The organism is Chloroflexota bacterium (assembly GCA_011322445.1).
GTDB lineage: Bacteria > Chloroflexota > Anaerolineae > Anaerolineales > DRMV01 > DRMV01.
In genome coordinates this window covers 35,428-45,002 of record DRMV01000039.1, presented here as the reverse complement: position 1 = coordinate 45,002, position 9,575 = coordinate 35,428, and the positions used below count along the sequence as shown (strand labels likewise).

At 54.7% G+C, this 9,575-nt stretch carries 9 protein-coding genes; 5 read left to right on the top strand and 4 right to left on the bottom strand.

Features of this window, described 5'->3' with window-relative positions; genetic code table 11:
• Positions 1-380 precede the first annotated feature (380 nt).
• Positions 381-1,031: an SWIM zinc finger family protein gene (locus tag ENJ54_08265; GenBank protein ID HFC09823.1), complete on the top strand. Its 651-nt coding sequence runs from the start codon at positions 381-383 to the stop codon at positions 1,029-1,031.
• Positions 1,032-1,091: 60 nt separating this feature from the next.
• Here the strand turns inward: ENJ54_08265 and ENJ54_08260 are convergent, their stop codons facing one another.
• From ENJ54_08260 to ENJ54_08245, 4 genes are read right to left on the bottom strand one after another with little or no spacing between them, the layout of a single operon-like run.
• A complete protein-coding gene (locus ENJ54_08260) occupies positions 1,092-2,285 on the bottom strand; it encodes an ATP-binding protein (GenBank protein HFC09822.1) in 1,194 nt (397 codons plus the stop codon).
• Positions 2,286-2,314: 29 nt separating this feature from the next.
• Positions 2,315-2,743: a very short patch repair endonuclease gene (locus tag ENJ54_08255; protein ID HFC09821.1), complete on the bottom strand. Its 429-nt coding sequence runs from the start codon at positions 2,741-2,743 to the stop codon at positions 2,315-2,317.
• Positions 2,721-3,920: a DNA (cytosine-5-)-methyltransferase gene (gene dcm, locus ENJ54_08250; GenBank protein HFC09820.1), complete on the bottom strand. Its 1,200-nt coding sequence runs from the start codon at positions 3,918-3,920 to the stop codon at positions 2,721-2,723. Before dcm ends, ENJ54_08255 begins: the two co-directional genes overlap by 23 nt.
• Before the next feature lie 23 nt (positions 3,921-3,943).
• Positions 3,944-4,930 (bottom strand): DUF4928 domain-containing protein, encoded by a 987-nt coding sequence (locus ENJ54_08245; GenBank protein HFC09819.1) that lies wholly within the window; start codon positions 4,928-4,930, stop codon positions 3,944-3,946.
• On the opposite strand from ENJ54_08245, the gene ENJ54_08240 reads away from it, so the two are divergent.
• The 4 genes from ENJ54_08240 (at position 4,929) to ENJ54_08225 (ending at position 9,562) form a co-directional block, all read left to right on the top strand.
• Entirely contained in the window at positions 4,929-5,900 is a 972-nt protein-coding gene (locus tag ENJ54_08240) for a hypothetical protein (protein HFC09818.1), read from the top strand. The genes ENJ54_08245 and ENJ54_08240 overlap by 2 nt on opposite strands.
• Before the next feature lie 133 nt (positions 5,901-6,033).
• Complete coding sequence (locus ENJ54_08235) at positions 6,034-7,299, top strand: tetratricopeptide repeat protein (protein HFC09817.1); 1,266 nt, start codon at positions 6,034-6,036, stop codon at positions 7,297-7,299.
• 11 nt (positions 7,300-7,310) lie between these two features.
• The gene (locus ENJ54_08230) at positions 7,311-8,741 is read left to right on the top strand and encodes a tetratricopeptide repeat protein (GenBank protein HFC09816.1); all 1,431 of its coding nucleotides are present in this window, start codon (positions 7,311-7,313) and stop codon (positions 8,739-8,741) included.
• A gap of 140 nt (positions 8,742-8,881) precedes the next feature.
• Positions 8,882-9,562, top strand: coding sequence for a hypothetical protein (locus ENJ54_08225; protein ID HFC09815.1), 681 nt, complete (start codon positions 8,882-8,884; stop codon positions 9,560-9,562).
• Positions 9,563-9,575: the final 13 nt, after the last annotated feature.

The window sequence follows — 9,575 nt, the reverse complement described above, 5'->3', positions numbered from 1 at the left end:
GAGCCGGAAACGGTGAACGGCAACGGCCACAACGGTAAGGGCAACGGCGCTCCCCCGCCGCCGCCCGAACCGCCCTTTGACTTTGACGATGACATTCCCTTCTAATCGTCAAGGTGCCAAAAGAGAGAGGCTACCCGCCTCTCTCCCTTGACGCTTACTGGCGGGGTGCAGGGTGTCCACGCCCTGCCCCTGCCAGATGCTGGACACTCCCGCTTTGGGGACGTGGCGACACGCCCCTGAAGCGGGGTTGTTCAGGCAAGGCAGCACCTTACCAAGCGAATAGTGGCCGCCTTCTGGTGGCTGTATCCGCGCACGCCGGGCAATGAAACTCATTCATCTGCCCCGCGCGTGCGGCGGGGCAGTCCTTCAGGAGGTGAGTCATGTACGGTCTTACTGGCACCCAAGCGGCCAGGTTGGGCGCTGCCATCAGCGGGCAACGCAAAAGCCCGCGCCGGCGGAAACCCGCCACGCAAACCGCCCTTGCCGCGCGCTACCAGCGCGCGGTGGAAGGGCTGGCAAAGGGCGAGTACACCGTCAGCGAGTTGCGGCCTGGTCTTTATCAGGTGGCAAAAACCGACGGCACGGCCTACAAAGTGCGCTTTGGGGCAGGAATGCCCGTCTGCACCTGCCCCGACTGGCAGCGCCACGGCCACGGGCATATCTGTAAGCATGTGCTCATGGCTTCGATGGCTGCTGCTCGCGTAGCCTATGTGGGCTTCCGCACCGCCGAAGGGCCGCGGGTGCACGTGGTGCGGGATGGAAACTCTTTCCTCTTGCGCCACGTGGAGATGCACAGCCCTACAGGCTTCGAGTGGGGCTACGCTGGCAGCGGCCCGGCGGATTTGGCGCTCTCCATCCTGGCGGATTGTCTCGGCAACGAGGAAGCCGCCGAGGATTTGAAGGGCGTTTTCAAGGAGGAGGTCGTCTCACGACTGCCCTCTACAGCGTGGATGCTTACGGAAGACGCGCTTGCCGCTTTCTTCCACCGTCATCCTGTGCGCTTGCCCGTGAATATCCCTGCCTATGCCTGACCCCCAAACGCAAACAGCACGGCTACCCGCCGTGCTGTTTTTATAAAGCGAAGAGTTCGCTTATTCCATTAGGAAGATTGTGTCCAGTGCTTTTGTTACGTCATCCTCAAAGTACAAGTCTTGGGAGATTCCAAAACTTTGCCAAAACTGTTCAAGCAGGTTGTGTAATGCTTCAAACAAGGAGCCTTGTGACCAGTCTTCAAGTGCTTGGTAAGGGAAAAATAAATGGTCGCGGTTGGGGATCGGTGTAGGTATACTAAATGTTTTGGATGGATTGATAAAGGGAGTTAATCCTTGTATGTTCAGTATTGATAGCCCCATGAGATAAGGGGGGGAAAGATGTAGTAATTTTTGGAGCAAAGATAAATTAGGGAGCCAGAAGTTTGCCGTAAGGTAGTCTATGCGCCCTAATGGCAAGGAAACCTTGTCATGAACAGTCATAATAGTTCGTGCGGATACATATTCTATTTTCCCATCTCTGAAAACTTGCCAGTATTCTTCAAGGAGCGAGTCTTCGTACCAGTTACCTCGTTGGTATCCCTCGAAATTGAACCTTCCTCTATGAACATCTTTTAGCTTGTAAAAGCCTTGTAAGGTCTCGTCGTTGCTCAAATCTATTTGAAAACCTGGCGAGAAAGATTGGAAAGGAAGGAAATGCCATACAACAACCCCTTGCTTTTTGTTGGTTTCTCTCTGTTTTAGGGTCGGATTTTGTAAGATTGCTTCTGCGCGATGTTGACGGAACGCCTCGGCGCGCTCTACGAGAGAGACGGCCTCTAAAAAAGCGTTTTTCAAACCGCTTACGTCCATCCGTGCTACCCCCGCATTTGTGCGCTCGTAAAATCTATAATCATCTTTCAATACCATGTGAGGACGGTTCCAACTGACAGGTATATGGATCACTAATACCGTTTTGCCTTCAAGTGTGTAAGGGGTAATGGTGTGTCCGTATAAACGAGGATTTAATCCTGTTTCGAGGATTTGCTCCATCCTCAATTTGATTTCATCAATATTTCCCTCAACCCCAATGATATTTGCCGGGCGTCCTTCTTGTTCTGCCACGCCATATACAAGATAGCCACCTTCTGTGTTAGCGAAAGCGGACACATCTTTGAGAAACTCTCTCTTATCCTTATCTGAAGACAAGTGTATTTCGCGCTTATAGTCCAACCATTTTGATTCTTCAACTTGATTGTCAATTAACGCTTTTAACTCAACTACGGAGGAGATTGTGGGGTACATTTGCTTTTCCATCCAAGTTTTTAGTGTATTTTGGCGCAGGATTAGGGGGCGTTTCTTCTCAGAATGATTTCTCGCCTAATCTTTTCTCGTATTGTATTTCGTTCTCGCCGCATTTCGTGCTCCCAAAAGCGCAGCACAACCCACCCCGCTTTTTGCAACGCCATTGTGACTTCTCTGGCACGCTGCTGGTTCCGCTCAATCTTGCGAACCCAATACTCGCGATTGTTTTCTGGAACGCCCCTGTTGCATATAGGGCAGCCGTGCCAAAAGCAGCCGTCTATGAAGATGGCCACTTTCTCTTTGTCGAAGACCACGTCGGGCTTTCCCGGTAGATCTTGGGCGTTTTTTCGCCAACCCTTCAACCGCATTCCGGCAAGCATCGCCCACAAAGAGCGCTCTGGCGATGTGCCTTTGCTTTTAATGGCTTTCATGGCCTTGCGGCGGTTTTCAGGAGACAAGTTGTCGGGCATAATTTGGAGACAGCGAAACGCTCATTTGTTTTACAAGGGGCGTAATTACATTGCAGGCAATCCATTCGATGACGTCAACGCAAACAGCATCTCCAAATCCGGTGAGAGCCTGTACGCGCCCAATGTTGGGAGGGAGAAAAAAAGCATCGGGTGTACCTTGTAAACGAGCGTATTCGCGAGGCGTCATGTGTCTCATGCGAATGCGGCCTTTCCCTGCTTGTAAGATAAATTGTTGGGCGCTTCCGCCCACAGCGGTTCGCAGGCATCCTGCTATTTCATCGCGCCGCACTTCAACGCGCTGTTTGCCGTTTCGCATTCGGCGGAAAAAGGTGCGGTAGGAAATTTCATTTTTCTCCATAAGTGCCTTGACGCGCTCGCGATGGCTTGCTGCCATCATTTCCAAATGCCGTTGCACTTCCTTCTCTGGCCACCAAAGAGGATGGTCTTCCGGTAAATCCTCAACGATGCTCGCCAAACCTGTTTTCTTCAATGGCGGTGGTTCGGGGATGTCTAACCATTTCCAGGCTAAATCTTTGCACGTTTCAATGCTGCGCCGCAGGCTGTCGGGCGCTAAAAGTGCAGACCGTTTTTGTACGTGGGCGGCGTAAACCTCTCCATCGTCTGCTTGCCCAAAAACATCACTTCGCATCCCGATTAGAAATACGCGCAATCTGCTTTGGGGAACGAAACTGCGGGCGTTTACTGTGAAAACGTCGCACACGTAGCCCAAATCGTTTAGCGCCTGAACTGTTAGGCGAAAGTCTTGCCCTTTGTTGGAATATAGCCAGCCAGGAACGTTCTCCACCATTATTAGGGGAGGATGTTCCCCCTTACCTCTTTGGTGTTCTATAGCGCGCACGAACCCCCAAAACGCGCTGGAGTGTTTCCCGTGGATGCCGTCCATTTTCCCCGCAACAGAAAGGTTAATGCAAGGGAATGAACAAGTTGCCAGGGTAGTTGCTGGAATGTTGTCAGGGTTGATACTGAAGATGTCTTCTACCACGTATTCTTGCTCTGCGGAGGGAAAGAATGCCTTGTAGATTTCAAACTTTTTAGCAGAAATGTCATTTGCCCAAACCACTTGACCGTCGCAACGTTCCAATCCCATGCGCACCAGCCCAATACCTGCAAAATATTCTGCTACTGTAAACTGAATGCCGTTCGCGCTAATACTCATAACGCCTCGTCATGAAGCAAGTTTCAGGAGCCAAAAATTATTTTTAGAGTAGGGTCGCCGTCTTCTGCTTTGTCTATTCTATCATTGTACTCCTGAAGTAATCTTTCTGCTTGTTGAGCGATATTGTCAGACGCAAAAGCGCCAATTTCCTCAAGGTTCTGCCCTACAAACTCTGGCACGGATACTACTTGTATGTTTTTTGCTAATTTCGCGTCCAGGTCTTTTGCCAATATTCTGGCTGTCTCCACGCCCTCTCGCAGCGTAATTATCCACACTCTCCAACCTTTGGCAAGGTTATCCTGGCATTTTTTCAGAAGTTCCCCTGACGGCGCGGCCGTGACGTGGAAGGCTGTATTGCGGTACCAATAGTCTCCGGGCACGTCGATTTGCTTGTCTGCTGCTGTATAGGGGCGCGGCTCCAGCTCGTCGCTTTGCCCTAATCTGATAGCGAGTTTAGCCCCAACCAAGTGGTGAATAACTGCCCCTCGCTTGTTGCCTGCCTTTTCAATGATTTTTTGCACAAATTCAGAAAGCGGAAATTGAGGGGACGGCTTGGGAACAGAGATGCCCGCCTGTGAAAGCATGAATTGTTCAAAATCTTCTGAAGCAAAAAGTTCCAAGCAATCGGCATAATCTTTCGCCGTTTCACTGTCTAATTCGGGTGGGAAGACGGACTTCAGCCAGTCCACGAATTTATCTGCTACTGCTGGGGTGCTGCGTGTTGTTCTGCCGCCTTCTCTTGGTACTTTTAGAAGGGCAGTGCGTTTTGGCCCGAGGGCGCGTGTAAGCACTTTCTCAAATTTGTGCTTGTTCATCCGGATTTGGTTGCCCTTGCTTACGTAGTATGAGCGGGCTATTGGCCAACCGTGCTCGCGTATTGCTTCTAACACTCCAAAAACTGCGGAATAAACTACGAAACGTCCCTTTGAGGCCCTTTTAGCCTTTTGAAGCCACGAGAGCAGTTGTGGCTTGATAGAAAGAGAAAATTGATCATTGCATGGATTAGACATGACTCACCTCCTGCTTCCTATTATAGCCGAATTGTGCGACATGATTTCCCCTGTCAACAAAGCAATTGTAAAAAGGGTGGTACGTTTGGGGGAATTACCACCAAGAGCAAGGAGGAAACCAATGCGGATACTTGACGATTTCTTCGCCACTCACTCTTGGAGCGTAGCCACTGAAGCCAGTTACCGCCGCGTCCTGACGCTGTTTCTGGAAGACGTCGCCGACACGTCCACCCTCACGGCCATTGAGTTCAAGCGGTGGCTGGAAGGGCACGAAAGTTGGGGTGAAAACATGCGCTGGCTGGCCTATATCGCGGTGCGGAATTTCCTGCGCTGGCGGCATGGCGAATTGCACCCTGCCCTGCGATACCGTTTCCAGCGCAAAGAACGGGGCAAACCCCAGCGCACTCTCACACCCGAGCAAATTACTCGTTTGCTGGCAATCCTTCCTGATACCCCCATTGGAAAGCGCAACCGCGCACTAATCCTGCTCTTACTGGACACCGGCCTGCGGGCGTCTGAGGTGTGCCGGTTGGAGATGCGCTTTTTAGACCTGGAAGCCCGCCGCCTTTCAGTGCTCGCCAAAGGCGGCAAGTGGCGCACCTGCATTTTTGGGGAGCCAACAGAAGAAGCGTTACGCGCCTGGCTTGAAGCACGGGAGGCGAGCGAGGGAACACAAACGGTCTTTGTGTCTATTGGGGGCAAAAAGCCAGGTACATCGCTTACCCCCAGCGGCCTGAAAATCATCTTTCGGAAATTGGGCAAACAGGCGGGGATAGGATTGATTAGCCCCCACGATTTCAGGCGCACCTTTGCTACCCTTGCCATTCGCGCCGGCGCGCCCTCGCGCCTTGTGCAACTGGCTGGCGGATGGGAGGGGCTGGACATGGTAGAGCGTTACACGCGGGCGCTTACCATAGAGGACTTCCAGCAGTACCTTCCATCAGAGAGCATAATCCCTAGAAAACCATAGCCCTTGGTTGCAGGTTCGAGTCCTGCATGGGTCACCTTCCCCTCGGTGTTGCCGGGGGGCTTTTTTGTTAAAGCCAGATAAGGACTGGCCTCGTGCGATTCTGCCTTGCTTGACGCTTACCCTCAAGCGGGTTATGATGGAGCCTATGGAACTACATGGAAGTAAGTGGAGTATGCGCCGCAAGCAGCGCCGCCGCAGCAATCCCATTCGCTTGCTGGTGCTGCTGCTGTTGATCGCGGTGATGGTTTACGTCAATCAGGTCGTGGTGCCGGCAATGCCAAAGCCTTTTGTGCCGACGCCTACCCCGACCATTAACCCTGAAGCCTATCTCACCAAGGCCCAGGAGGCTTTCCGCAAAGGGCAACTGGAAGTCGCCATCCAGGCTTACCAACAGGCCATTTTGCACAACCCCGATAAGCCTTCCCTGCACGCTGCTCTGGCGCGCATCCAGTTGCTGGCCGGGCAATATGCGGCTGCGCTGACAAGCGCCGAGAATGCTCTTTTGCTCAACCCCGATTATGCCCGTGCCCACGCGCTGCGCGGCTATGCCCTCTACAAACTTGGCAACGATGTTGAGGCACAGACCGAGCTGCAACGGGCGCTGGAACTTGACCCCAACGACGCCCTGGCTCATGCCTTCCTGGCTGCGCTTTATGCTGACCAGGAGCTTTACCCCAAGGCTGATGAGGAGCTTCGTAAGGCGCTGGCTATTGCCCCCAGTGACCTGGAAGTGCGCCAGATTTACGGCTACGTGCTCTTTGCCGAGGGCCTTTACAAGCGGGCTGTGGAAGAGTACAAAGCGGCTTTGGCAATCAACGATAACATCCCCAGCCTGCACATTACCCTGGGGTTGCTTTACCGTGCCCAGGGAGATTACAACGATGCCATTGACGAGTTTTCGCGTGCCAATGCCCTCAACCCGGCAGACCCCATGCCCGATGCCTACATTGCCACGACTTATGCCTTGCAAGGGCAATATGGCCGGGCGCTGCAATACGCGGCAAAGGCTGCTGAGGAAGCCCCCGGCAACCCTTATATGCACGGGAACTATGGCCTGATTCTCTACAAAAATGGCAAATACACCGACGCAGTGAAGGAATTGGCGCTGGCTGTCAAAGGCGGCACGACGAAAGATGGTGTAATTGTGAAAGGCTTACCGCTGGACTACGGCCGCGTGGCTGACTATTACAGCGTTTACGGCCTCGCGCTGGTCAAGATTGGCCGTTGCGATGAGGCCCTCCCAGTTTTCCAGGCTATTTTGGCCGGGGTGCCTACTGACGAAGCAGCAGTTTACAACGCGCACCAGGGCATCAGCCAGTGTAGCGCCCAAGCGGCGACCACGCCGACCCCCGCAGCAACGGGGACCGGCACTGCGGCGACCGCTACCCCTGCACCGTAGGAAACCCGGCTATGGAACTTCGCGGCGACGACATTCATTTTGCCGACCAAGAGCCGCATTCCCGCCCCGGGCGGGTGCTGCTCTATCTCGTGTTGGCTTTGCTGGGCATCGCCCTCGATTGGGGACTGCTTTCCGGGCGGGTGCCACGGCCTGATTTGTTTGCCCCCACCCCTACGCCGACCCGCAGCGCAGTTTCTTGGGCGGAAGAGGGCAATGCTCAGTTTATTGCCGGCAACCTCGACGCGGCCATTCAGGCTTACAAGATGGCCACGCGCCTGGACCCGCGCAACGGTCAGTTGTGGGCAGAACTGGCGCGCGTGCAGGTGTATTCCTCGGCTTTGCTCCCCACCGACGAGCAAAAATTCGTGCGGCGGCAAGAAGCCCTGGCTTCCGCGAACAAGGCGGTGGAAGTTGCCCCTGACGACCCACGCGCCCATGCCGTGCGCGCTTTTGCCCTGGACTGGCTGGCTACTTCGAACCTGGCCTCGGTTGAGGAATCTGACCGCTGGCTGGCTGAAGCGGAGAGCGAGGCGGCCCGCGCGCTCGTGCTCGCGAAAAACGACCCGCTGGCCCTGGCCTATGATGCCGAAGTGCTGTTGGACCAGCAAAAATGGCTTCAGGCCAATCGCTTTGCCGAACTGGCAGTGCAATATGGCCCCGATTTGCTGGATACCCACCGGGTGTATGCCGCGGTGTTGGAAACCTTAGGCCAATACAACAAGGCTATTCAGGAATACGAGAAGGCCATCCAGTTAGCGCCCAACCTCACCTTTTTCTACCTGCGGGCGGGGCTGATTTATCGGCACCTGGGTGGTTCAGCGGAAGCCAGTGAGGCCTATCGCAAAGCCCTTTACCAAAAGGCGCTGGACTTTTTTGACCAGGCCGCGAAAATCAATCAACGGTTGGGAATCAATGACCCAACGCCCTACATCGCTATTGCCAAAACCTATGCTCAAATGGGGCAGTTTTTCATCGCAGCGCGCAACGCCGAGCGGGCCTTGTTGATGGATCCCACTAATCCGAATACCTACGCGGAACTGGGTATTATTTACATCAAAGCCCGTAATTACGAGGGTGCGGTGCCGGTATTGAAATGTGCAGTGGAGGGCTGTACGGCTGAAGAAACCGGCGCGATCATCAAAGATCTGCAGAAGCGTTTCGTGGGCTTCGACCATCTCAAGGGTACAGCAGTGCAGCCGCTGCCGCTGACTGACCGCACGGTGGGCTTTTACTATGTGAGTTATGGCTCGGTGCTGGCGGCGCTGGATCGTTGTAACGAGGCGCTGCCGGTGTTGGATAAGGTGGAGCGCACGTACCCTGCCGACCCCGTGCTGAGCAGCATTGTGCGAGAAAACCGGCAGATTTGCCGCACCCTGGCAAACGAGAAGCAGGCGGCCACCCCGACGCCCACCCCTTCTCCCTCCCCAACGCCGCAGCCTTGAGCACATTGCGGCTGAAGATGCCAGGAAACCCTGACGGGCGGCAGCGCGCCGTCCGTCCTTTTTTTGCTTGACAAAAGAGAACATCTGTTCTACAATAAAGCCGTCTTTCCACACCGTTTTTCCCCCAGGAGGTTGGTGAAATGGAGAAGATGCGTTTGCCGTGGCAACAGTTCCCCCTGCGGCGGGGGCAGATGTTCGGCTTGTTGATTTTGACGGCCCTGGTATTCTTCGAGGTGTTCAACTTTAGCACCACCGAGTTTGCCCTTCACGACCTGCTCGGTGAGATGCGCTTTGCCGGTTTGCATTGGGCGACCATTCTCGCGATTGCCTTTTGCGGCATTGACTTTGCCGGGATTGCCCGTCTCTTTACCCCCGAAGAGGCCGATGCTCCCACGATGGAGGTGTGGTACCTCTTTGGCGCCTGGCTTTTGGCGGCAACGATGAATGCCATGCTGACGTGGTGGGGCGTTTCGATCGCCATTTTGAGCCACTCTTCTGCCGGCCGGGAGGTGTTGGGCCAGCAAACTTTGCTCAAAGCGGTGCCGGTGTTCGTGGCGGTGCTGGTATGGCTGGTGCGGGTGTTGATCATTGGCACGATTTCTACCGCCGGGCCGCGGTTGTTCTCGCAACGGGATGAGGCGGGTGTGGGTGTGCCCCGCCGGACGTCGGTGGCTGCGCGCTCGGCTGTGGCGGCAGCCCGCCGCACGACGGCTAACCGACGGCAACCGAGTGTGCCTTCTCGCGCGACACCTTCGCCGGAACCCACTTACGAGCCTCTATACAGCGCTGCCCCGACCCATAGCGGGCCGAGGCAGGTATAAACGGTGGTGTGAT